Annotated in this window: 20 protein-coding genes; 9 read left to right on the top strand and 11 right to left on the bottom strand. The window is 56.3% G+C overall.

What is annotated here, in order from left to right:
- Window positions 1-9: 9 nt before the first annotated feature.
- The 3 genes from BDE40_RS15800 to BDE40_RS15810 form a co-directional block, all read right to left on the bottom strand.
- A complete protein-coding gene (locus BDE40_RS15800) occupies window positions 10-2808 on the bottom strand; it encodes a DNA translocase FtsK (RefSeq protein WP_134016172.1) in 2799 nt (932 codons plus the stop codon).
- Between the two features lie 16 nt (window positions 2809-2824).
- Window positions 2825-3997 (bottom strand): aminotransferase class I/II-fold pyridoxal phosphate-dependent enzyme, encoded by a 1173-nt coding sequence (locus BDE40_RS15805; RefSeq protein WP_134016174.1) that lies wholly within the window; start codon window positions 3995-3997, stop codon window positions 2825-2827.
- A gap of 140 nt (window positions 3998-4137) precedes the next feature.
- The gene (locus BDE40_RS15810; RefSeq protein WP_134016176.1) at window positions 4138-5469 is read right to left on the bottom strand and encodes an amidase; all 1332 of its coding nucleotides are present in this window, start codon (window positions 5467-5469) and stop codon (window positions 4138-4140) included.
- A gap of 49 nt (window positions 5470-5518) precedes the next feature.
- On the opposite strand from BDE40_RS15810, the gene BDE40_RS15815 reads away from it, so the two are divergent.
- Window positions 5519-6781 carry a UbiH/UbiF/VisC/COQ6 family ubiquinone biosynthesis hydroxylase gene (locus tag BDE40_RS15815; RefSeq protein ID WP_134016178.1) on the top strand — a complete coding sequence of 421 codons (1263 nt, stop codon included), beginning with the start codon at window positions 5519-5521 and terminating at the stop codon, window positions 6779-6781.
- Here the strand turns inward: BDE40_RS15815 and BDE40_RS15820 are convergent.
- Genes BDE40_RS15820 through BDE40_RS15835 form a run of 4 tightly spaced genes read right to left on the bottom strand, consistent with a single transcriptional unit; the run spans window position 6778 to window position 9382 of the window.
- On the bottom strand, window positions 6778-6957 hold the full coding sequence (locus BDE40_RS15820; protein WP_134016180.1) for a Trm112 family protein: 180 nt from the start codon (window positions 6955-6957) through the stop codon (window positions 6778-6780). The genes BDE40_RS15815 and BDE40_RS15820 overlap by 4 nt on opposite strands.
- A complete protein-coding gene (locus BDE40_RS15825) occupies window positions 6954-7595 on the bottom strand; it encodes an LON peptidase substrate-binding domain-containing protein (RefSeq protein ID WP_134016182.1) in 642 nt (213 codons plus the stop codon). Before BDE40_RS15825 ends, BDE40_RS15820 begins: the two co-directional genes overlap by 4 nt.
- 27 nt (window positions 7596-7622) lie before the next feature.
- Window positions 7623-8540 carry a thioredoxin gene (gene trxA / locus BDE40_RS15830; protein ID WP_134016184.1) on the bottom strand — a complete coding sequence of 306 codons (918 nt, stop codon included), beginning with the start codon at window positions 8538-8540 and terminating at the stop codon, window positions 7623-7625.
- 53 nt (window positions 8541-8593) lie between these two features.
- Window positions 8594-9382, bottom strand: a complete 789-nt coding sequence (locus BDE40_RS15835) for an exodeoxyribonuclease III (RefSeq protein WP_134016186.1) — start codon at window positions 9380-9382, stop codon at window positions 8594-8596.
- A 69-nt stretch (window positions 9383-9451) separates the two neighbouring features.
- Between BDE40_RS15835 and BDE40_RS15840 the strand changes: the two genes are divergently transcribed.
- Window positions 9452-10708 (top strand): MFS transporter, encoded by a 1257-nt coding sequence (locus BDE40_RS15840; RefSeq protein ID WP_134016188.1) that lies wholly within the window; start codon window positions 9452-9454, stop codon window positions 10706-10708.
- Window positions 10709-10822: 114 nt separating this feature from the next.
- Here BDE40_RS15840 and BDE40_RS15845 read toward each other — a convergent pair whose 3' ends face one another.
- Complete coding sequence (locus tag BDE40_RS15845; protein WP_073145600.1) at window positions 10823-11509, bottom strand: response regulator transcription factor; 687 nt, start codon at window positions 11507-11509, stop codon at window positions 10823-10825.
- A gap of 162 nt (window positions 11510-11671) precedes the next feature.
- Here BDE40_RS15845 and ribA point away from each other — a divergent pair, with 162 nt between their 5' ends.
- Both ribA and BDE40_RS15855 read left to right on the top strand, forming a co-directional pair.
- A complete protein-coding gene (gene ribA, locus BDE40_RS15850) occupies window positions 11672-12751 on the top strand; it encodes a GTP cyclohydrolase II (RefSeq protein ID WP_134016190.1) in 1080 nt (359 codons plus the stop codon).
- A complete protein-coding gene (locus tag BDE40_RS15855; protein ID WP_134016192.1) occupies window positions 12748-13245 on the top strand; it encodes a L,D-transpeptidase family protein in 498 nt (165 codons plus the stop codon). The genes ribA and BDE40_RS15855 overlap by 4 nt, the downstream gene beginning before the upstream one ends.
- Here BDE40_RS15855 and BDE40_RS15860 read toward each other — a convergent pair.
- The 3 genes from BDE40_RS15860 to BDE40_RS15870 form a co-directional block, all read right to left on the bottom strand.
- Window positions 13235-13894, bottom strand: coding sequence for a YggS family pyridoxal phosphate-dependent enzyme (locus tag BDE40_RS15860; RefSeq protein ID WP_134016194.1), 660 nt, complete (start codon window positions 13892-13894; stop codon window positions 13235-13237). The two genes, BDE40_RS15855 and BDE40_RS15860, sit on opposite strands and share 11 nt — an antisense overlap.
- Before the next feature lie 104 nt (window positions 13895-13998).
- The gene (locus BDE40_RS15865) at window positions 13999-15033 is read right to left on the bottom strand and encodes a porin (protein WP_134016196.1); all 1035 of its coding nucleotides are present in this window, start codon (window positions 15031-15033) and stop codon (window positions 13999-14001) included.
- A gap of 197 nt (window positions 15034-15230) precedes the next feature.
- Window positions 15231-16256, bottom strand: coding sequence for a porin (locus BDE40_RS15870; RefSeq protein ID WP_134016198.1), 1026 nt, complete (start codon window positions 16254-16256; stop codon window positions 15231-15233).
- 252 nt (window positions 16257-16508) lie between these two features.
- Between BDE40_RS15870 and BDE40_RS15875 the strand changes: the two genes are divergently transcribed.
- From BDE40_RS15875 to BDE40_RS15895, 5 genes are all read left to right on the top strand, one after another.
- Complete coding sequence (locus BDE40_RS15875) at window positions 16509-17030, top strand: DUF3576 domain-containing protein (RefSeq protein WP_134016200.1); 522 nt, start codon at window positions 16509-16511, stop codon at window positions 17028-17030.
- A gap of 82 nt (window positions 17031-17112) precedes the next feature.
- Window positions 17113-19755 (top strand): leucine--tRNA ligase, encoded by a 2643-nt coding sequence (gene leuS, locus BDE40_RS15880; RefSeq protein WP_134016202.1) that lies wholly within the window; start codon window positions 17113-17115, stop codon window positions 19753-19755.
- On the top strand, window positions 19742-20224 hold the full coding sequence (gene lptE / locus BDE40_RS15885) for an LPS assembly lipoprotein LptE (RefSeq protein WP_134016204.1): 483 nt from the start codon (window positions 19742-19744) through the stop codon (window positions 20222-20224). The genes leuS and lptE overlap by 14 nt, the downstream gene beginning before the upstream one ends.
- 1 nt (window position 20225) lies before the next feature.
- On the top strand, window positions 20226-21248 hold the full coding sequence (gene holA / locus BDE40_RS15890; RefSeq protein ID WP_134016206.1) for a DNA polymerase III subunit delta: 1023 nt from the start codon (window positions 20226-20228) through the stop codon (window positions 21246-21248).
- A 10-nt stretch (window positions 21249-21258) separates the two neighbouring features.
- Complete coding sequence (locus BDE40_RS15895) at window positions 21259-21846, top strand: glutathione S-transferase family protein (RefSeq protein ID WP_134016208.1); 588 nt, start codon at window positions 21259-21261, stop codon at window positions 21844-21846.
- Window position 21847 lies beyond the last annotated feature (1 nt).

Here is a 21847-nt window from a genome sequence, read left to right on the forward strand (position 1 = left end):
GCGCGACCGTTAATGCTGCTCAGGCACAAGAATCTCGCGTTTGCCAACGTGATTGGCTTGTGAGACCACGCCTTCTTCTTCCATTTGCTCAACAAGGCGCGCAGCTTTGTTGTATCCGATCGCCAGCTTGCGTTGGATATAAGAGGTCGAACATTTACGGTCTTTCAACACGATCTGAACGGCAGTGTCATACAGCGCATCCTCGCCGTCGGTATTCCCACCGAGGCCAAGCACCATGTCGATGTCATTGGATTTCTCATCGGTTGGCCCCTCAACAACGCCCGACATATATGTCGGTGGTCCGAAAGACTTGAGGTGGTTGACGATTTCCTCAACCTCTTCATCAGACACAAACGGGCCGTGAATACGTGTGATTTTAGAACCGCCAGCCATGTAAAGCATGTCGCCCATGCCCAACAGCTGCTCGGCACCCATCTCGCCAAGGATCGTCCGCGAATCAATTTTCGACGTCACTTGGAAGGAAATCCGCGTTGGGAAGTTGGCTTTGATAGTGCCTGTAATAACATCGACCGAAGGGCGTTGCGTTGCCATGATCAAGTGAATACCGGACGCACGCGCCATCTGTGCAAGACGCTGGATGCAGGCTTCGATTTCCTTGCCGGCAACCATCATCAGGTCCGCCATCTCGTCCACCACGACCACGATATATGGCATGGTTTCAGGCTGAAATTCCTCTGTCTCGAAGATCGGCTCGCCGGTTTCGTCGTCGAAACCGGTCTGAACAGTACGCGAGAACAGCTCACCTTTGGCAAGCGCGTCTTTCACGCGACTGTTGTAGCCGTCAATGTTCCGCACGCCCATCTTGGACATCTTGCGGTAACGCTCTTCCATTTCGCCCACGGTCCATTTCAGGGCCACAACCGCCTTTTTAGGGTCGGTTACAACGGGCGACAGCAGGTGAGGGATACCGTCATAAACGCTGAGTTCCAGCATCTTCGGATCAATCATGATCAAACGGCATTCTTCCGGCGTCAGCTTGTAGAGCAGCGACAGGATCATCGTGTTGATGGCTACGGATTTACCAGACCCAGTTGTACCCGCGATCAGCAGGTGGGGCATCTTGGCAAGGTTGGCGACAATCGGCTCGCCACCAATGTCCTTGCCCAACGCCAGCGGCAGTTTCTGATTTCCATCACCGAAGTCACGAGCCGAGAGGATTTCGCGAAGCACAACCATTTCGCGCTTTTCGTTCGGCAGTTCGATGCCAATCACAGTGCGACCCGGCACAGTTGAAACACGTGCGGACAAGGCGGACATTGATCGCGCAATGTCGTCCGACAATCCGATCACACGAGAAGCCTTCAAACCCGGTGCGGGCTCCAATTCATACATTGTGACAACCGGGCCGGGGCGAACGGAAACGATTTCCCCCTTCACGCCATAGTCGTCCAAAACGGCTTCAAGCATACGCGCGTTTTCTTCCAGCGCTTCATCGCTTAAAACGTGGCGTTCCACGGTGGATGCACTGGTCAGAAGATTTAGGGGAGGCAGCTCAAAATCAGAGCTGTTGTCCTCGAATTGCAACGCCGGCTGCGCCTCCGCAACGGCCCGTTTGGACGGCGCAACAGGCTTGCGGACAGGTTGCTGTACAACCGGCTTGGTCAATGGCGCGTTAACACGTGTCAGCGCGGGAGCTGCTGATACCGGTTCGATCAGTTCATCTTCGTCCACATAGTGCTGTTCAGCGGTCTCGCGGAAAGCAGGATCAATACGCAGAGGCTCTGGACCACGTCCGCGAGTGAGTTGCGGTTCCGCACGCATTGACGGCTCGTCGGTATATTCAAGCGGCTTTGTCCGGCGACCACGGTTTTTGATAACGTCTGAAATCTTTGACTTTATGCGGTCTTCTGGGTCCACATCATCGTGAATTACCGCAGGTTCATCATATAGTTCCGGTTCGGCATCCCGCGGCTTCAATCCCGGCAAGCGAGCAAGCAGACTTGGTTTGGCGGCAGGTTTCTCGACTTCGATCTGCGGCGCGGCAAGTGGTTGTGGCGCATGCACGACAGGCGCACGACGCAACGATGGTCCGGGAATTGGCGCGTCGTCCTGATAGGACTCTTCAACGGCACTAAGACGTGCCTCTTTACGCTGCACCCGAATTTCGTTGGCTTTGCTTGCCGCGAGTACGGCACCTTTGCCTGTCGAGCCTATCAGCTTCATGATGCTGGCATATGTCAGGATGACGCCGACCAACATAAAACGCGCGACGGCTTTGATCTCTGACCGATCGAAGCCCAGCACAAACAGGGACAAAAACAACAAACCGAAAAAGACAATGAACGCCAACACCTTGAGCCCGAAGGTCGCGCTGATCGGAGCCACACCAAGGATCGCACCAAGAACGGTGTCGCCGAACAAGCCGCCCAACCCAAAGGAATGGGTCCATTCGCTCACAGGGACATGGGTTGAAGCGTAGACCGAGGCCAAAGCGATGGCCAACGGAGCGAAAATCAGTCGGCCAACCGCCCGCCCCTCTCCGCGATGCATAACAAATCGAAGCCCCCAAACCACGGTGACGAATGGAATAGCCCAAGCGCCGAAGCCGACGATGATGAACAACGGGCTCGCAAGGTAAGCTCCAAATCGGCCCAGCCAGTTTTTTGCAGGCTCATCTGTGGCAGACATCCAGCTTGGGTCTTCGGGTACATATGAAAGCAGAAGCATGGTCACCATAACGCCAACCGCCAGAAGCCCGAAACCGAACAGTTCCTTGCCTCGTTTCTCGATTGCCGCCTGCATATCGCTGTCCAAAAACGGATCGCGTGGCCTTGCCTGATACGCCATATCTACTTCCTCACCTTCAACCGTATATGCAGCTCTTGAGACGGGTCAGCCCCGGCTGCAGTTCGTTCATTGGGGCGACCAAGGCCACCCGGATATAATTCGTGCCGGGGTTAGCCCCCTGATAATCGCGACCCAGATATGCACCGGGTAGAACTTTGACTCCCGTGGAACTCCAAAGCTGCTTCGTTGCGTCTTCCCCATCCTTGACAGGGAGCCACAAAAAGAAGCCCGCTTCTGGTGGCTTGTAGCCATCCACATCACCAAACAGCGTATCGCTGAAATCCAGCTTCTCTCGGTAAAGGGCGCGGTTTGCTTCAACATGGTCTTCGTCAGCCCAAACCATTTCGGCCACGCGTTGCAACGGCAGCGGCAATGGAGCGCCTGCATATGCGCGCAGTGCCTTCAGCCGCTTGATGTTTTCGGGGCCACTCGCTGCGAAGCCTGACCTCAGGCCTGCAAGGTTGGACCTCTTTGATAGTGAGTTGAACAAAACCACACGTTCCGGATCATGGTCCTTACCGGCCGTTAACGCGCCCATCGGCGCAGAAGAACGATAGATTTCGGAATAGCATTCGTCGGCGAATATCTTGAAGTCGTATTTCTCGGCCAAAGCCAACAAGTCGGCCCAGTATTCTGGCGTCGCGACCGCACCCTGTGGATTGGAGGGCGAGCAAAGATAAGCAATCGCTGTGCGGTTCAACACATCTTCCGGTAGGGCAGAAAAATCAGGTAAAAAGCCGGTTTCCAGCGTCGCGGGCACATAAATCGGTTCCGCACCTACAGCCAGCGAAGCAACGGCATATACTTGGTAAAACGGGTTCGGCATCAAAACGACGGGTGTACCGTTCTTATCTTCTGGGCACAGAGCCAAAGCCGCGTTGAACAAGCCTTCGCGGGTGCCGTTCAGTGCCAAAATTTGCGTAGCCGCATCGACTGCAACGCCGTATCGACGGGCGATCCAAGCCGCGATTGCTGCCTGTAGTTCCGGCGTTCCCTCGTTTGGCGGGTACCCGCCGAAGCCGGACGCATGCGCCGCAATAATGTCGGTAATCCAGTGAGGAAAGGGATGCTGAGGCGAGCCGATTGTCATATCCACAGGCTCTCCGCCCGGCTCCAGCCCGGCGAGTAGCGACCGCAAACGCGGAAATGCATATGGTGGCAGGTTCGAAAACCGCTCAGGAAAGGTCATTGGGACCTACTATTACTGCCTCAAGGATCGGGATCATGGTCGCCCCGTTTAGACCAAGCTACCCCAATGCGCAGGCCGCGGTCCAGAAAAAGCGCCGCAATTTCAGCAATGTGGTCACAAGCCTGTGACTTTTTGGCCCATTAGCCGAGCGCATCCTCTGCGGCAGCGCACAAGCGCAGCAATCGTTCCTCCGCGTAAGGAGCACCAAGAAACATAATCCCTGTTGACGCCAAACCGGTTGGCAAAGTGACGCCAGAGGACCCCATCAGGTTGCCAACCCTTGTATTCCGCAGCGCCAACAAGTTCTCGGTGACGTAATAATCGCTATCAGTCAGCAACCGTTCGGCGTTGGGTGGTAAAATTGGAGAGGTCGGTAAAATTACGGCGTCAAAGCCCGAGATACACTCGTTCCAAATCGAAATAATCGCTTCAAGGCGACGCCATCCCGCAACATAATCAGGCCCTGATATGCCCGCGCCGGAGCGGAAGCGTTCCAGAATTTCGGGAAACATGACGCTTGGGTTTTCTTCAATCACGTCTTTCCAAACCCCGTACGCCTCCGGTGCAAACAACGTGCCCGACAAGGCGAGCGCTTCTGCAATCTCGGGCACCTCCTTGCGTTCCACGATTGCACCAGCTGCTTTCAGACGCTCGACTGCACTGTTGAACCCCGCAAGAGGCTCGCCGCGGATGTCATCGAACGCGATTGTGTCGAGGATCATCAGCCGTGCACCGTCAAGCGAAGCGCCGCGCAAATCAGCTACGCGGCCACCCTCCAAAGTGGCAAGCAACTGTGCCGCGTCCTCAACCGACCGGCACAAGGGGCCGACTGTATCGAAACGCGGGCAAAGTGGAACAGCGCCTTTTACAGAAATTCTGTTGATGGTTGTCTTCAGGCCCACCAAGTCGTTCCAGGCTGCAGGAATACGGACCGAACCGCCCGTATCAGAGCCTATTCCAGCCGCAGCCAGTCCAAACGCAACTGACGTCGCCGCACCGGAGGACGACCCGCCGGCGACGGCGCTCACGTCGTTGATGCACGGCGGGGTGGCTGTTACCGGATTAAGACCAAGGCCTGAAAACGCCAGCTCCGACATGTGTGTTTTCCCAAGGCAGACAGTTCCTGCCTGCGTCGCATTCGCCAGAACTTCCGCGTCAGAGTCTGGCGTGCGGTCTTTCAGCAAAGCACTACCCGCTTCGGTGGCTATCCCAGCGGTATCGAACAAATCTTTCCACGAAATCGGAACACCATCGAGCAACCCACACCGCTGGCCCATATCTGCACGCCTCTTGGCCTCCGTGGCCTCGTCCATCGCACGACCTTCCGTCAAACGCGCATAAATGCGGTCTAAAAACTCATGATTTCGTGCTGCTTCAAGATAAGCTTCAGTCAAGGCGACCGGATCGATCTCACCTGCTTCAATTCCACGACCCAAGTCGCTCGCAGTCATAAACAACCATTGGTCCGACATAGCTAAATCCTTGCGCTGATTTGGCGCGAGGGTAGCGGCAGCACAGCGCATGGACAATCCCAACTATCCCGCCATATTGAGCGGCATGACTTATGACAGCGATATCTCGATTGTTGGTGGCGGCCTGAATGGGTGCGCCCTTGCGATTGCATTGGCCAGTGGCGGGCTCTCGGTCACGTTGATCGACAGCCTAGCCGTTGATGCCGTGCAAGGGGACAGTTTCGACGGTCGGTCCTACGCCCTCGCGTTGGCCTCCAAGCGCCTGCTGAGCGCTGTGGGGCTATGGGACGACGTTGCAAAAGACGCCCAGCCGATGCTGGAAATTAAAGTGACAGACGGGCGGGCGGGCGAAGGTCCGTCGCCTTTCTGGATGCATTTCGACCATACTGAGATTGAAGAAGGCCCAATGGGCTTCATGGTCGAAGATCGCCACTTGAGGCGCGCGTTCCTCTCGAAGATTGCCAAGACTGGCAGCATTACGCACCTGACCCCTGAAACAGTGGTCGCGCAGTCGGTCGATCAAACGAGCGCAACGGTAGTACTGGCATCAGGAAAAACTGTCCGTAGCCGACTTTTGGTCGGGTGCGACGGTCGCCGCAGCGGTGTGGCAGAGCGCGCTGGTATCGGGCGCAGCTTTAAAGACTATGGGCAGACTGCCTTGGTCGCGGCAATCGGGCACGCATTGCCACATAGCGGAATTGCGCACCAATTCTTCATGCCTGCAGGCCCACTGGCGATTTTGCCTTTGACAGGCAATAGAAGCTCGATTGTCTGGGCTGAAACGCATGAACGGGCAGCAGAACTTTCCGAATTGAGTGACGAGGCCTTTATAGAAGCACTACGCCCAGCCTTCGGGGATTTCTTGGGGGACATACATGTAGCAGGCGCGCGGTTCTCCTATCCGCTAAATCTCACATTAGCAGACCGCATCGTGGATGAACGGCTTGTTTTGGTCGGAGACGCCGCACATGGCGTCCACCCGATTGCCGGACAAGGGTTAAACCTCGGCCTCCGCGATGTTGGTGCTTTGGCGCAGGTGCTTGTTGACGCCCGCAGGCGTGGTGAAGACATCGGGTCTGACGCTGTTTTAGTTCGCTACGAAGAATGGCGGCGGTTTGACACGACGACGCTCGCCTTGGCGACAAACATCTTTAATGGCTTGTTCTCTAACGACAATCCAATACTCAGAGCTGGCCGCGACATTGGAATGGGCTTGGTAAATGCATTCCCGGCCCTGCGCCGCAATTTCATCCGTGAAGCCGCCGGATTGACCGGTGACCTACCGCGACTTTTGCAAGGCCGTTCGCTTTAGTCGAGCTTACGCGCCTCGTCGACGAGCATTATCGGGATACCTCCGCGGATTGGGAAAGCCAGCTTTGCCGACTTTGAAACCAGCTCCTGTTTTTCTGCATCGTAGGACAAGGTCGATTGCGTCACAGGACAGACCAGTCCCTCAAGCATATGGCGGTCAAAACTCGGATCGGTCATTGCAGTGTCTCCTCGGCTGTCCCGCCTCTAAGTGAAAACTCGATTAGCGTAACCAGAGTTTCACGCCGTGTCGTTAATGAAGGGGCCTCAAGCAGCGCTTGCTTTTCTTCCGGCTCGAAAGGGCAAAGCATGGACAGAGAGTTGATCAGCAACTCGGTATCCGCATCTTTTAGGCTATCCCAATCTGTTCGCAAGTCGTGGGCATCAAAGAATCTTTCGAGTGCACTTAAGAATTCAGCACGATCAAAATCCGGATCGTCTTCCGCGGCTCCCATATCACGCTCAAAGCCCGACCAGCTGACCAATGCTTTGCGATATGGATTGAACCCCGTGACCTCTTCGGTAATCCGAAAGCGCGAAATTCCGGCGAGCGTGATCATGTAGCGGCCATCTTCGGTTTCGGAAAACTGGGTTACACGCCCCGCACATCCGATGGCGTGCAGTTGCTCCTCGCCTTTCGGTCCCCGGTGCGGCTGCACCATCCCGATCATTCTATCAGGCGTTTTCAGAACGTCTTCGAACATTTGCAGATAGCGCGGCTCAAACAGGTGGAGCGGCAACCTCGCCCGCGGCAACAAAAGTGCACCGGGCAAGGGAAATACCGGAATGGTGTCGGGAAGGTCTGCTGATTTCATCATAAGCATGGACGTAGCCCGTGTGCTTTCTCAGACAAATATCATCGACGACAATTTACGACGACCGTTCAAAACAATCGGATCATCTGCCTTCAACGCGTCAAAAACTGTGAACAGCTGCGATTTGGCAGCCCCGTCATTCCATTCGCGATCGCGTCGGAACAACTCCAGCAAATGATCGACCGCGCCTTGGGCGTCACCTGAGGCATGCAAGGCGACCGCAAGGTCCAACCTTGCCTGATGGTCGTCAGCATTGGCATCAAGAGCGGCTTGCAGTTCGGCCGCCGGACCGGTTTCAGCGGCTTGCAACAGCAGATCAATCTGCGCGCGGACGGCTTCAATCTCTGGCAAACCATTCAACTCCGCCGGTGCGTTGGCCAGCAGCTCCGAGGCTTGCTCCAATTCGTCCATCGCCAAATGTGCCCGCATCAGCCCCGCATAAGCCGCGGGATTGTTCGGCTCTTCACCCAAGATTGCCGCGAAGGTCTGCGCTGCATCTACTGCCGCACCCTCTTCCAGCATTGCTTCGGCTGCGGCTATGGCTTCACCAAGCCCTTCATCCACTTCACCGTCGGATTCAGCGATCAACTTATCGATGAATGTCTTGATCTCACTCGCTGGCAACGCACCCTGAAAGGCATCAATCGGCTTGCCCTTGTAGAAAGCATAAACAGTAGGGATCGACTGGATTTGCAATTGGCCGGCGATCTGCTGGTTTTGGTCGACATCGACCTTCACCATTTTCACGGCACCTTTGGCCTCTTTCACCCCTGCCTCTAGGGCTGGACCAAGAGTTTTGCATGGGCCGCACCATGGCGCCCAAAAATCGACGATGATGGGAACTTCGTGGCTGGCCTCGATCACATCGACCATAAAGGTCGCTTCGCTTGTGTCTTTGATCAGGTCGCTACCACCGGCGGGAATTCCGCCTACGTTTAGTTCAAGCATGGTTTTGTCCTCGGTGTTTAAGCTCAGTTGCCCTGTATATGTGCGCTCTTTGGTCAAAGATCAAATGTCGCAAAAACTGGCGCATGGTCGGAAGGCTTTTCCCAGCCACGCACATGGCGAACCACCCGCGACGAGTGGCCTGATGAAGCGATGTCCGAGGTCGCCCAGACATGATCCAAACGGCGGCCTTTGTCAGCGGCATCCCAATCTTTGGCACGATAAGACCACCAGGAATAGAGCTGGCCCTCGGGAATGTCGTTGCGTGTCACGTCAGACCACCCCCCTGCGTCCATCACTTCGTTGAAATGCTCGACCTCGACCGGTGTGTGGCTGACAACCTTCAGCAATTGCTTATGGGACCACACGTCATCCTCACGAGGCGCGATATTCAGATCACCCACAAGGATGGACTTTGTGGGCTTTTCCGCATGGAACGCATCACGCAATTCACTCAGGTAATCGAGCTTTTGGCCAAATTTTTCGTTTACCTCGCGGTCGGGTACGTCACCACCCGCAGGGACGTAATGGTTGTGAATGGTCACCCCATTCTCCAGCCGCGCAGCGACATGGCGGGCATGACCAAGCGAGGCGTAGTCTTCCGCCGCAGTCTCAACAATCGGCAGACGCGAGATGATCGCGACGCCATTATACCCCTTCTGACCACGCGCAACCATGTGACGGTAGCCAATTGCGTGCAGCCCTTCGAGAGGGATCTTGTCCACCGGGCTTTTGCACTCTTGCAGGCACAACACATCCGGAGCTTCTTCGCGGAGCAGCTTGAGTACCAACTCTTCACGCAAACGAACCGAGTTGATGTTCCAAGTGGCGAGGGTGAATGACATGGCGTTTCTCCGGTTTGACTTCATTTCAGATTAGTCCGACGCTCGCGGCAGCACCACAAGGAAACACCGATGTCGCTAATTGCCACCAATCGTAATTTCCGATTGCTGTTTTCGGCGACCGCCGTCTCCAATCTTGGTGACGGGATTTCAGCCTTGGCGTTCCCATGGCTCGCAACTTTGATTACCCGGGATCCGTTCTTAATTTCCGCAGTTGCCGCCGCCACCAGGCTTCCTTGGCTGTTGTTCTCGTTACCTGCCGGTGTGATCACCGACCGGATGAACCGTCAGCGCTTGATGGTCAGCGCTGATATCTTGCGCATGGTTCTGACGATGGGCGTCATTGGCTTGATCCTATCCGCCCCTGCTTTGCCTCTTCACGATGGTGCAGCTCAAATGACGCCGCTGATTGCAGGGCTATGCGCTGCTGCGTTCTTACTGGGAAGCGCCGAGGTTTTGCGAGACAACGCCGCGCAAACGGCCCTGCCATCCGTAGTTGAAAAGCGTGATCTCGAAAGGGCTAACGGCCAGCTCTGGAGCGTTGAGCAGATTATGGGTCAATTCGTTGGTCCGCCTGTCGCGGGCTTGCTGATCGCCCTCGCGGTTCCCGCCCCGTTTCTTTTGGATGCCGCGACGTTCGGCATTGCAGCATTTCTGGTCTGGCAAATCGCGATGTTGCCGAATGTTCGGATTCAGCAGGTTTCCGGCTTCTGGCGACAAATGAGGGAAGGCGTCGATTGGATGTTTGGACAGCCGCTTATCCTACGGCTTGCGCTGATGCTTGGAATGTTGAACTTCGTAATCATGATGAGCGCTACGATACTGGTACTGTTATCACAAGAAATCATGGGCCTCGACGCTGCGGGTCACGGGTTGTTGCTTACGGCTGGTGCTGCTGGCGGGGTCTTTGGCGGGATGTTTGGCCCTAAGCTGGTCAGCCGGTTTGGGGCCCAGATCTGCGTGTTCGGGGCGCTGATAATATTTCCAATCCCGTTTATCCTGCTGACTGTAACATCAAATCCATGGCTGGCGGGACTTGCCCTATTTTTGGAAATGTTCAGCGGGATCGTTTGGAATGTCGTCACGGTTTCCTTGCGTCAGCGCATCATTCCAGATGCCCTGCTCGGGCGCGTTAATTCGATCTACCGCTTCTTCGGATGGGGATCGATTCCACTAGGTGCTTTGTTTGCGGGCTTATTGGTATCGTCGCTGGAGGGCTCACTGGGTCGTGAAACGGCGCTGCGTGTTCCTTACGTCTTCGGCGCCTTAGTATGTGTAGGCTTGGCGCTATACGGGATGCTACGCCTTCGTCTGCCAAAGGCATTATGACAGCATCTCATCTGCGTAAAAAAATGCCCGGGCATTTGCCCGGGCCAGTCCAACAGGGAGAATACCGCAACATAACCCCGTTGCGGTCAGGGGAACTTTGACTGAGGTCAAACCTCATGAATTCAATTTATAACCACCAGATTCGGTCACAAGAAGGCGCGCATTTGACGGGTCTGGTTCTATTTTTTGACGCAACCGGTAAATATGCGTCTCCAACGTGTGTGTCGTCACACCCGCGTTATAGCCCCAAACCTCGTGCAACAGCACATCGCGCGCCACCACGCCATCGGTCGAGCGATAGAGGAACTTCAAAATATTCGTCTCTTTTTCTGTAAGACGGATTTTCTTTTCATCCTCAGTGATCAGCATCTTCATCGCAGGTTTGAAGGTGTATGGCCCAAGTTGGAACACCGCATCCTCGGACTGTTCGTGCTGACGCAACTGAGCGCGAATGCGGGCCAAAAGTACCGGAAACTTGAACGGTTTGGACACGTAGTCATTTGCACCAGCATCAAGACCCAGAATGGTATCTGCATCACTGTCATGCCCTGTCAGCATCAACACGGGGCATTTCACACCCTGTTTGCGCATCAACCGGCAGAGCTCGCGCCCGTCGGTATCCGGCAAGCCAACATCAAGAACCACTAGGTCATAGATCGCTTCTTTCGCTTTTTGCATCGCGTCGGCGCCGTTGCCAGCCTCGAACACGTCGAAATCTTCGGTCATGATCAACTGCTCGGACAGCGCTTCGCGTAGGTCCTCGTCATCGTCTACCAGCAGGATTTTCTTCAGTGTTGCCATTGGTCAATGTCCTTTGTTGTTAGGTACAAGATGTGGCCTGACAGCAAAGGAAACAACTCACGCCGCCGTTATTCACAGCCTCGTGTCGCAATCGGGGTGTTTTGTTTCAACTTTCATTCTTTTCGCGTAGAAGTGGGCTGACTTTGTTACAAGATCGAGCCCATGACACTCGCACCTGACATAATTGAGCTGACAGCCCGTGCCCGTGCCGACCTGCGGATGGGCGTTCCTGTCATCATCGGATCATCCCTTGTCCTTGCGGCGGAAACGCTGAGCGACAAGCGACTGAAGGCTTTGCAGATCGCGGGAATGCCTCTGGCCCTCGCCATTACTGACTGGCGCGCCCGTACTTTGAAAGCCCGCGCCTATGACACTGACCTTGCACGGATCGTTGTGCCATCCGACGCGCCGGTGGACTGGATTGCGGCGATTGCCGATCCCGCCGACGATTTGAACGCACCAATGAAGGGGCCACTTCAAACGTTGCGCGACGGAAACGCCGATGACGCGCGCCTTGCCATCCAACTCGCAAAGGACGCGCGCTTGCTGCCCGCCGTTGTAGTCGCGCATTTAGATGCGCCGGTGGACTACGCGGCACAACACAGCCTTACCTTGCTTGATGCCGATGCCTTGGCTTGCGTCTCTGCGACTGTCAGCCCCTTGCACCCTTTAGTCAGCGCGCGGCTCCCCCTTGAGGTTAGCGAAGCCGGGCGCCTGCATGTTTTTCGCCCAGAGGATGGCGGAGAAGAGCACTATGCAATCGAAATCGGCATGCCCTCGCGGTCTGAGCCTGTCCTGACCAGACTTCATTCGGCGTGTTTTACTGGCGATCTACTGGGATCGCTAAAATGCGATTGCGGGCCGCAACTGCGCGGCGCTTTGGCGCAAATGGGATCTGAGGGACAAGGGGTGTTGCTCTACCTCAACCAAGAAGGCCGTGGGATCGGGCTAGCAAACAAAATGCGCGCCTACTCCTTGCAAGATCAGGGCTTTGACACTGTAGAAGCCAATCACAGACTTGGTTTTGAAGACGATGAGCGCGATTTCCGGATCGGCGCAGGCATTCTGAAATCCATGGGGTTCAGCAGGGTAAAATTGCTGACCAACAACCCGGCCAAACTCGCGATGCTGGCGGCCAACGGATTGGAGGTCGTTGAGCGCGTCCCTCTAAAGGTTGGCGAAACCCGCCACAACACCGCTTACCTCGCCACCAAGGCGGCGAAATCGGGGCATTTGCTGTGAGCCCTACGAACCTCGTGGTGACGCGATGGCGTGCTCGTTTCATGGGGCGGGATTTTCGGTGTAGCATCGGCAAAGGTGGCATATCGAGAGACAAGCGAGAAGGTGACGGAGCGACGCCTGTCGGCAGCCACCGGATTGTGGGGATGTTGTATCGCCCCGACCGTCTGCAACCACCAGTTCCGTGGGCTAAGCCAATTGGGCCGATGGATCTATGGTCTGACGATCCAACTGATCCGTCTTATAATCAAATGGTTCGTGAACCCTATTCCGCAAGCCATGAGCGCCTGCATCGCGCCGACCGCCTATACGATTTGGTGTTTTTGACCGATTGGAACTACCCAGTAGCGGTTCCCGGCAAAGGTTCTGCGATCTTCATTCACCGCTGGCGCAAACCTCGGCACCCTACTGAAGGGTGCGTGGCGTTTTCGGCTGAAAATTTGCTTTGGATTGCGCAGCGGATCGACTTTGGCTGCCGTATAATCGTCAAGCCTTAGGCGCGACACGCTCGCCAAAGATTGCCGACCCCACGCGCACAAAGGTCGCGCCTTGCTCTATTGCGCATTCGAAATCACTGCTCATCCCCATGCTGAGTTCCGCCAATCCATTGCGCTCGGCCAAACTATTCAGAAGCGCGAAATGTTCAGACGGTTCCTCGTCGACCGGGGGGATGCACATCAAACCAATCACTGGAAGATCCAGCGCCCGACATTCTTCAACAAAACTATCTGTTTCTTCAGGCGAAATACCTGCCTTTTGGGCTTCATTTCCAGTATTCACTTGAATGAACAACTTGGGGCAGCGCCCTAGCTCGTCCCGCATAACGGCGATGCGCTTGGCCAGCTTCAGCCGGTCTAACGTGTGGAAGTAGTCGAACAACTCCATCGCCTGCCGCGTCTTATTTGTTTGGAGCGGCCCCAGTAAGTGAAGCTCGATCCCATCATAGCTGTTGCGAAACTCTGGCCATTTCCCAGCGGCTTCTTGCACACGGTTTTCGCCAAATATCCGGTGCCCTTCCTTGAGGACGAACTCGACGCGATCATTCGGTTGAACCTTGGAGACTGCGATCAAGCTAGTGCTGCCTTCGGTACGCCCGAAGCGTGTTTCCGCCGTTGCGATACGGTTCTTTATATCTGTTAGCGACATCGGCGACTCCTGCGGTTTTGCTCACCCTTTTCCAACATAGACCTTCACAAAAGAAAAGAGCGGGCCGAAGCCCGCTCTCTCTAATTCTGTAAGTTTGGGTAAGCTTAGAAGCTCAGGCCCAGACCCAGCGATGCCGATTTTCCAGTCGGAGCGGCTGTCGAAGTTTTGCCCGAACCGTAACCGAAGTGCACAACTGCACCGCCGCCAAGGTCGTAAGCTGCTGCAAGACCGAAGCCTTTTGCTTTGCCGCCGCCGTTAAACTTAACTTCACCGTAGTTGGCATGCATCGACAGGGCACCAGTGGTGTAGCCGAGGCCAACGCCGATGTTGCTGTCGGGGCCAGCTGCGCCAACCGAGCTCCAGTCAGCGTATACGATGCCGGCAGACAGGCCGTTTGCAAAGGTTGCGTCAACCGAAACACCAGTCGCTTTGATATCGTTTGGTGTGCCAGGAGCGCCATCAGCTGCTTTCTGGTGACCCAAACCGAAGTTAACTGTCGTGCCGGACAGGTCCAGAGCGTATTTGAAACCGATTGCGTAGCCTACGCCTGTGTTAGCAGCCTTGGAGCCGTTGTCGTCTTCCAAGGAGATTGCAACACCGAAGGCACCCGAGGTGTAATCCCAACGCAGGATTTGACCGTCGTTAGCACCGTCAAGGTATGCGCCTACGTAGCCAGCGTGCGAAGTTTCGTCATCAGCCAAGGAACCCGGGTTGCCCACGTTGCCAGCTTCAGTCAGTGCCCAGTCCAGAGCGCCGTCGGTGTCACCCATCGTCACGGTGCCGAAGCCGCCGGAGATGAAGATTGTTGCGCCGCCATCGTCAGAGTTGTTCTGAGTTGCGCCAGGAAGGGCAAGTGCAGGAACTGGAGCGCCACCTGGATTGGTTACGATAGGGGCAGATGCGCCGCCTTCGTCCAGATCAACAGACGCGCCGAATGTCAGGCCGTTGTCTGTTTCGCCGGACATGGTGAATGTCACGTCGATGTCGGTGAAGAATTGTGGGCCACCGTTGTTTGGGCCACCAAATGCAGCGTTATACTGGTAAATACCCATTTCGGCACGGCCGGACAGGGCGACATCAGCAGCAGCCAAACCAGCAGTGGAAACCAGCGCGGTGGATGCGATCAGGATCTTTTTCATGACAATATGCCTCTTGAGTTAATGTGCCAAAGATTCGGCACGTGTATTTCCTGAACTTAACTAAAAGAAAATGAGGCTCGGTTGAAGCCTCCAGAAACAATAGAGGCGGATTAGGCGCTTTTTTGCAACAGCACTGTGAACAAAAAAAGGCGGGCCAAATGGCCCGCCTTCTATAATCAGTCGCTTGTAGGGTGAGCTTAGAAGCTCAGGCCCAGACCCAAGGACATTGTTTTCTGTGTCGGAGCGGCAGTCGAAGTTTTGCCCGAACCGTAGCCGAAGTGCACAACTGCACCGCCGCCAAGGTCGTAAGCTGCTGCAAGACCGAAGCCTTTTGCTTCTGCACCAGCTGCGACGCCGTCGAACTTACCGTAGTTGGCGTGCACGGAGAACGCGCCAGTCGTGTAGCCCAGACCGATGGAGTAGTGCTTGTCTACTGCGATGTTGGACATGTCGGTGTAAGTTACGCCAGCGGACAGGCCGTTTGCGAATGTTGCGGACACGGACACACCGGTTGCTTTCGCGTCTGGTGTTACGCCAGCGCCGTCAGCTGCGCGCTGGTGACCGATACCGAAGTTAACAGTCGTGCCGGACAGGTCCAGAGCGTATTTGAAACCGATTGCGTAACCGACGCCTGTGTTAACAGCCTTGGAGCCGTTGTCGTCTTCCAAGGAGATTGCAACACCGAAGGCACCCGAGGTGTAATCCCAACGCAGGATTTGACCGTCGTTGCCGCCGTCAAGGTATGCACCAAGGTAGCCAGCGTGCGAAGTTTCGTCATCAGCCAAGGAACCTGGGTTGCCCACGTTGCCAGCTTCAGTCAGTGCCCAGTCCAGAGCGCCGTCGGTGTCACCCATCGTCACGGTGCCGAAGCCGCCGGAGATGAAGATTGTTGCGCCGCCATCGTCAGAGTTGTTCTGAGTTGCGCCAGGAAGGGCAAGTGCAGGAACTGGAGCGCCACCTGGATTGGTTACGATAGGGGCAGATGCGCCGCCTTCGTCCAGATCAACAGACGCGCCGAATGTCAGGCCGTTGTCTGTTTCGCCGGACATGGTGAATGTCACGTCGATGTCGGTGAAGAACTGAGCGCCAGTGTTGGTGTTACCGCTGAACGCTGTGTTCTGTGTGAAGATACCCATTTCGGCGCGGCCGGACAGGGCGACATCAGCAACTGCTGCGCCACCAAAGGCGACCAATGCAGTGGATGCGAAGAGAACTTTTTTCATCGTTTTCCCTCGAGAGTTAAATACTATTAGGTGCACCTCAATTCAGGGAATCCGAACTGAGTCCCAGCCTGTTTCTTACGGACGGCCCCTCAATTCAAGCTGCCTCGCCCGATGTAGAGGTTTACCGCTCAAATTGATGCAACTGCGCCACAGTCCCATTTTCGGCTTGGACATGTGTTTAGGTATTCTTTCTTGTTCCACCACGCTGCCTCCGATATGACAGGGAAAACAACAGGCCGAGAGCATTTATTCATGGTGAGCACCCGTTTCCTTAAATGGACCACAACCTGCGCCCTAGTCCTGTCGCTGTCAGCCTGTGGCGGTAGCGGCATCTTTGGCAAAGGAAAGAACGAGCGTCGCGAGAATGATGCCAACGGCTTCTCCCGCGATTATGACAGCGCGGCGCGCGCCAATGCCGTCAAAAAAGGCAGTCGCTTGTCCGACTTGTTTGTTAACAATGATGATCCCAGCGTCACATTGAAGGTGAACAAGTACCTGTGGAAGGCGTCATTGGACGTTTTGAACTTCATGCCGGTGGAAGCAGCCGACCCGTTCACGGGCACCATCGCGCTTGGCTACGGGCGCCCGCAAGGCGGTGGCCGCGCGTATCGTGCGACCGTCTATATCACTGATCCGGCGCTTGATGCCCGTTCCCTACGCGTTTCGCTGCAAGGTGCTGGTGGTAGCGCTGTGTCGACCCAAACCGCGCGCGCCGTCGAAGATGCGATCCTTACCCGCGCCCGCCAGCTTCGCATTGCTGACGGCAAACTCTAGCCTCTGGACCAAGTCCAGTTGCACCCCTATTACATGCGCCGGGCCTCATCGCCCGGCGCTTTTCGTATCCTAGGAAGACCAAATGTCCCGCTACAACGCCCGCACCGTAGAACCCAAATGGCAAAAGGCTTGGGACGACGCCCAGACCTTCCTCGCCACACGCGATGATGCGAAAGAGAAATACTACGTCCTTGAGATGTTCCCCTACCCGTCGGGCCGCATCCACATCGGGCACGTGCGCAACTATACAATGGGCGACGTCATCGCGCGGTATAAGTCGTCTTGCGGCTTCTCTGTCTTGCACCCTATGGGCTGGGACGCCTTCGGGATGCCTGCAGAAAACGCCGCAATGGCGATCGGCGGGCACCCCAAGGAATGGACCTACGGCAACATCGCAGCGATGCGCGACCAGATGAAGCCGCTGGGCCTGTCCATCGACTGGACCCGCGAATTCGCCACCTGCGATCCGGAATATTACGGGCAACAGCAGGCCATGTTCATCGACTTCATGGAAAAAGGTCTGGTCTACCGCAAGAACGCAACGGTGAACTGGGACCCCGTGGACATGACCGTGCTTGCCAACGAGCAGGTAATCGACGGCAAGGGCTGGCGCTCCGACGCGCCGGTGGAGCGGCGCGAGTTGACGCAATGGTTCTTCAAGATCAGCGATTGGTCTGAGGAATTGCTGTCCGCGCTGGACGGCCTCGACAACTGGCCCGACAAGGTTAAGCTGATGCAGGCGAACTGGATCGGTAAGTCGCGCGGCTTGCAGTTCGCTTTCGAGCGGACCGACGGTGGCGAAGCAATCGAGGTCTACACCACCCGCCCCGACACGTTGATGGGTGCCAGTTTCATCGGTATCTCGCCTGACCATCCTTTGGCGAAGGAACTTGAGGCCTCCGACCCCAAAGCTGCCGCGTTCATCGCAGAGTGTCGCAAAGGTGGAACCACGGCGGAGGCTTTGGAGACAGGTGAGAAAATCGGCTATGACACGGGCCTGAAGGTCAAGCATCCGCTGAACCCTGACTGGGAGCTGCCGGTCTGGGTCGCCAACTTCATCCTGATGGACTACGGCACCGGCGCGATCTTCGCCTGCCCCGCCCACGACCAGCGCGATCTGGATTTCTGCCGCAAGTATGGCTTGCCGGTAATCGACACGTTTTTTGCGCTGGACGATCAAACTCCGGTCACGACCGAAGCCTTCGTGCCGCCAAAAACCGACACCGTGAAATGGGTCGACCATTTCGCCGGATTGGATGTGGCGACAGGCGAAGAGGCTATCGACGCAACCATCGACTTTGTCGAGAAAGCCGGCTGGGGCCAAGGCGTCACCAAATACCGCCTGCGCGATTGGGGCCTTTCGCGCCAACGCTATTGGGGCTGCCCGATCCCTGTCGTCCACTGCGAAGACTGCGGCGTGGTGCCGGAGAAGAAAGAGAACCTGCCCATCAAGTTGCCCGACGATGTGACCTTCGACATCCCCGGCAACCCGCTCGACCGCCACCCGACGTGGCGCGACACGCCCTGCCCGTCTTGCGGCAAAGCCGCCAAGCGCGAAACTGACACGATGGACACCTTCGTGGACAGCTCTTGGTATTACGCGCGCTTCACCTCGCCCCACGCGAGCACGCCGACCGATATGGCCGATGCGGAATACTGGATGAACGTCGATCAGTATATCGGCGGCATCGAGCACGCGATCCTGCATCTGCTCTATTCCCGCTTCTTTGCGCGAGCCATGCACGAAACAGGCCACCTGCCAGCGTCTGCCAAAGAGCCGTTCAACGCGTTGTTTACACAAGGCATGGTGACACACGCGATCTACCAAACCTACGATAGCAATGGGCGGCGAATATATCACCTGCCCGAAGATGTCATAGAATTCACCGATCTTGATGGTCAGAAAAATGCCCTCTTGTCAGTCGATGTTCAAGGGGCGAAAATTGACCCAGACGACGTGGTTTCAATGTCTTCGCTTTATTCGATGCTCAAGATTAAAGGCATAGCCGAACAGCGGCGCGACACGGTTGAAATCATCCCCTCCGCCAAAATGTCGAAGTCCAAAAAGAACGTCGTCGATCCCGTGGACATCATCGACCAATACGGCGCGGATACGGCGCGTTGGTTCGTGCTCTCCGACTCGCCTCCCGAGCGCGATGTGGAATGGACCGCGTCCGGCGCCGAGGCCGCGTGGAAATTCCTTGGCCGCGTCTGGCGCTTGGCTGCGGAGCTGGGTGACGGCGACGATACCGACACCGATCTGGAACGCGCCACGGCGCAAGCCATCCGCGAAGTCACGCTGGGCATTGAGACTTTCGGGTTCAATAAGTCCGTCGCCAAGCTCTACGAGTTCGCCAACACCATCTCGAAATCCAAGGCCGGAGCAGGCGCAAAACGCAAAGCGGTGAAGACCCTCGCGCAGCTCATGTCCCCCATGACGCCTCACTTGTCAGAGGAAATCTGGGCGCATCTCGGCGGCGAAGGCCTGATCGCCAACGCCCCTTGGCCCGAAGCTGACGAGGCGCTGTTGGTGCAAGACACCATCACCATGCCAATCCAGATCAACGGCAAACGGCGCGGCGAAATCGACGTGAGCGCGGAGGCCTCGAAGGAAGAGGTTGAAAAGCTGGCGCTGGCGCATGATGCTGTGGTGAAGGCTCTCGAAGGACGCGAGCCGAAGAAACTCATCGTTGTGCCGGGCCGTATCGTCAATGTCGTCATTTAACCGCCGCTTCCTGATTCTTGCTCTGCCAGCCCTCGCCGCGTGCGGGTTCGAACCGGTCTATGGCACGGGCGGCAGCGCTGAAGGGCTGCGTGGCTCAATCCTTGTTGACGAGCCGACCACGCAAGACAGCTTCAATCTGGTTGCTCAGCTGGAAAAACGGTTGGGCCGCGCGCAAGCCCCTGTTTACGGCATGAGTGTGACACTCAAGGTCGAAGAAAAGGGTCTCGCCATTTCCGGTTCTAATGACATTACACGATACAATGTGTTGGGAATTGCCGTCTATGTGTTGCGCAATCTGGGTTCGGATGAACAGGTCTACAAAGGCACGGTGAACACGTTCACCGCATATTCTGCGTCTGCGCAACCGGTCGCGACACTTGCAGCAAAGCGCGACGCCAGCGAACGGTTGATGACCGCGCTTGCCGATAAAATCACTACAGATCTGCTGATCAACTCCGGCAAATTCTGACATGAAACTTGCCCCGAAAGACGCCCGCGCGTTCTTCGCCAAACCTGACCCGACCCGTGCTGGCCTTTTGATCTATGGCCCCGACGCCATGCGCATCGCTATGCGCCGACAGGAAGTTATCGCAGCGCTGGTCGGTCCACAGGGCGAAGAGGAAATGCGCCTGACGCGCATCCCGTCCTCGGATTTGCGCAAAGATCCCGCAATGCTGATGGACGCAATCAAGGCCCAGGGCTTTTTTCCCGGTGCTCGTGTCGCATTCGTCGAAGACGCAACTGATACGGTCGCCAAAGCCATCGACGCAGCGTTGAAGGATTGGCGGCAAGGAGATGCCACTATCCTCGTGACATGCGGACAGCTCACCCCGCGCTCTGCCTTGCGCAAGATGTTTGAAGCCCACAACAACGCCTATGCGGCGGCAATCTATGCCGATCCGCCCGGCCGCGATGAAATTGAAGCAGAGCTTCGTAAGGCGGGTGTAACCGACATTCCACCCGATGCGATGGGCGATTTGATGGACCTTGGGCGTGTTCTCGAGCCGGGTGATTTCCGTCAAACCGTCGAAAAGCTGTCCCTTTATAAACATGGCGACACCACGCCCGTTACATCTGACGACATCACAAACTGCGCCCCCGCAACATCCGAGGCATCGCTTGATGATGCGCTGGATATCGTCGCGGAAGGGCGCTTTCAGGAAATCGGCCCGATCCTGACCAAGCTGGAAGCGCAGGGTGTTGCCGCCGTGCGGCTCTGCATCGGTGCGACGCAGCATTTCCGCAAACTGCATTTGGCGGCAAGCGATCCCAAAGGCCCGGACGCCGGTATCGCCCGAGCCCGACCACCTGTTCCCTACAAACGCAAAGATCGTATGCTGCGTCAGGCGCGCGCGTGGGGCACTTACAAACTCGAAACAGCGCTGCGCTTGCTCACCGATACCGACCTGCAGCTTCGATCCGCCAGTACCGCGCCCCAAATGGCACTGATGGAGCGCGCCCTGATCCGGCTTGCTATGATGAACCGAAGATAAGGACGACTGAATGTATACGCTGATCGGGTTGACCAAGACACGCACATTTCGAGTGAAATGGGCCTTGGAGGAGTTGGGACTGCCCTTCACGCAACTTCAGGCGGCACCCCGATCTGACGAGGCAATGGAATACAATCCGTCCGGCAAGGTTCCTGCCTTGATCGCAGATGGCGCAACGCTGACAGACAGCACAGCGATCATCACATTTCTTGCCGACAAGCATAATGGGCTGACGCTCAAGGCAGGGTCTTTGGGCCGCGCACGTCAGGATGGATTTACCAATATGATCCTCGACGAATTTGACGCTGTGTTGTGGACAGCTGCGCGGCACAGTTTCATACTTCCCGAAGAGAAACGCGTGCCAGAAGTTAAAGACTCTTTGAAATGGGAGTTCGCCCGCTCGGAAGCCACATTGGTCGCTCAAATGGGTGATGGGCCCTTCCTGATGGGAGACGAATTCACCATCGCAGATATCGTACTAGCACACTGCCTTGATTGGGCGATTGGCGCGAAGTTCGGCATCTCGCAAACGCGTTTGAAAGAGTACCTTTCCCGTATTCACAAGCGGCCCGCCTATAAAACGGCTCGTGCCGACTGAC

The sequence above is a fragment of the Litoreibacter halocynthiae genome, assembly GCF_004365635.1.
Classification (GTDB): Bacteria; Pseudomonadota; Alphaproteobacteria; order Rhodobacterales; family Rhodobacteraceae; genus Litoreibacter; species Litoreibacter halocynthiae.

What these genes read in the sequence shown, in the direction of transcription:
- holA (WP_134016206.1), top strand. Translation starts at nt 20,226, where the DNA reads ATGAAACTTGCCCCGAAAGACGCCCGCGCGTTCTTCGCCAAACCTGAC.
- BDE40_RS15805 (WP_134016174.1), bottom strand. Translation starts at nt 3,997, where the DNA reads ATGACCTTTCCTGAGCGGTTTTCGAACCTGCCACCATATGCATTTCCG.
- BDE40_RS15835 (WP_134016186.1), bottom strand. Translation starts at nt 9,382, where the DNA reads ATGTCATTCACCCTCGCCACTTGGAACATCAACTCGGTTCGTTTGCGT.
- BDE40_RS15810 (WP_134016176.1), bottom strand. Translation starts at nt 5,469, where the DNA reads ATGTCGGACCAATGGTTGTTTATGACTGCGAGCGACTTGGGTCGTGGA.
- trxA (WP_134016184.1), bottom strand. Translation starts at nt 8,540, where the DNA reads ATGCTTGAACTAAACGTAGGCGGAATTCCCGCCGGTGGTAGCGACCTG.
- ribA (WP_134016190.1), top strand. Translation starts at nt 11,672, where the DNA reads ATGACACTCGCACCTGACATAATTGAGCTGACAGCCCGTGCCCGTGCC.
- BDE40_RS15840 (WP_134016188.1), top strand. Translation starts at nt 9,452, where the DNA reads ATGTCGCTAATTGCCACCAATCGTAATTTCCGATTGCTGTTTTCGGCG.
- BDE40_RS15820 (WP_134016180.1), bottom strand. Translation starts at nt 6,957, where the DNA reads ATGACCGATCCGAGTTTTGACCGCCATATGCTTGAGGGACTGGTCTGT.
- BDE40_RS15860 (WP_134016194.1), bottom strand. Translation starts at nt 13,894, where the DNA reads ATGTCGCTAACAGATATAAAGAACCGTATCGCAACGGCGGAAACACGC.
- BDE40_RS15865 (WP_134016196.1), bottom strand. Translation starts at nt 15,033, where the DNA reads ATGAAAAAGATCCTGATCGCATCCACCGCGCTGGTTTCCACTGCTGGT.
- BDE40_RS15825 (WP_134016182.1), bottom strand. Translation starts at nt 7,595, where the DNA reads ATGATGAAATCAGCAGACCTTCCCGACACCATTCCGGTATTTCCCTTG.
- BDE40_RS15800 (WP_134016172.1), bottom strand. Translation starts at nt 2,808, where the DNA reads ATGGCGTATCAGGCAAGGCCACGCGATCCGTTTTTGGACAGCGATATG.
- BDE40_RS15870 (WP_134016198.1), bottom strand. Translation starts at nt 16,256, where the DNA reads ATGAAAAAAGTTCTCTTCGCATCCACTGCATTGGTCGCCTTTGGTGGC.
- lptE (WP_134016204.1), top strand. Translation starts at nt 19,742, where the DNA reads ATGTCGTCATTTAACCGCCGCTTCCTGATTCTTGCTCTGCCAGCCCTC.
- BDE40_RS15845 (WP_073145600.1), bottom strand. Translation starts at nt 11,509, where the DNA reads ATGGCAACACTGAAGAAAATCCTGCTGGTAGACGATGACGAGGACCTA.
- BDE40_RS15815 (WP_134016178.1), top strand. Translation starts at nt 5,519, where the DNA reads ATGGACAATCCCAACTATCCCGCCATATTGAGCGGCATGACTTATGAC.
- BDE40_RS15895 (WP_134016208.1), top strand. Translation starts at nt 21,259, where the DNA reads ATGTATACGCTGATCGGGTTGACCAAGACACGCACATTTCGAGTGAAA.
- BDE40_RS15875 (WP_134016200.1), top strand. Translation starts at nt 16,509, where the DNA reads ATGGTGAGCACCCGTTTCCTTAAATGGACCACAACCTGCGCCCTAGTC.
- leuS (WP_134016202.1), top strand. Translation starts at nt 17,113, where the DNA reads ATGTCCCGCTACAACGCCCGCACCGTAGAACCCAAATGGCAAAAGGCT.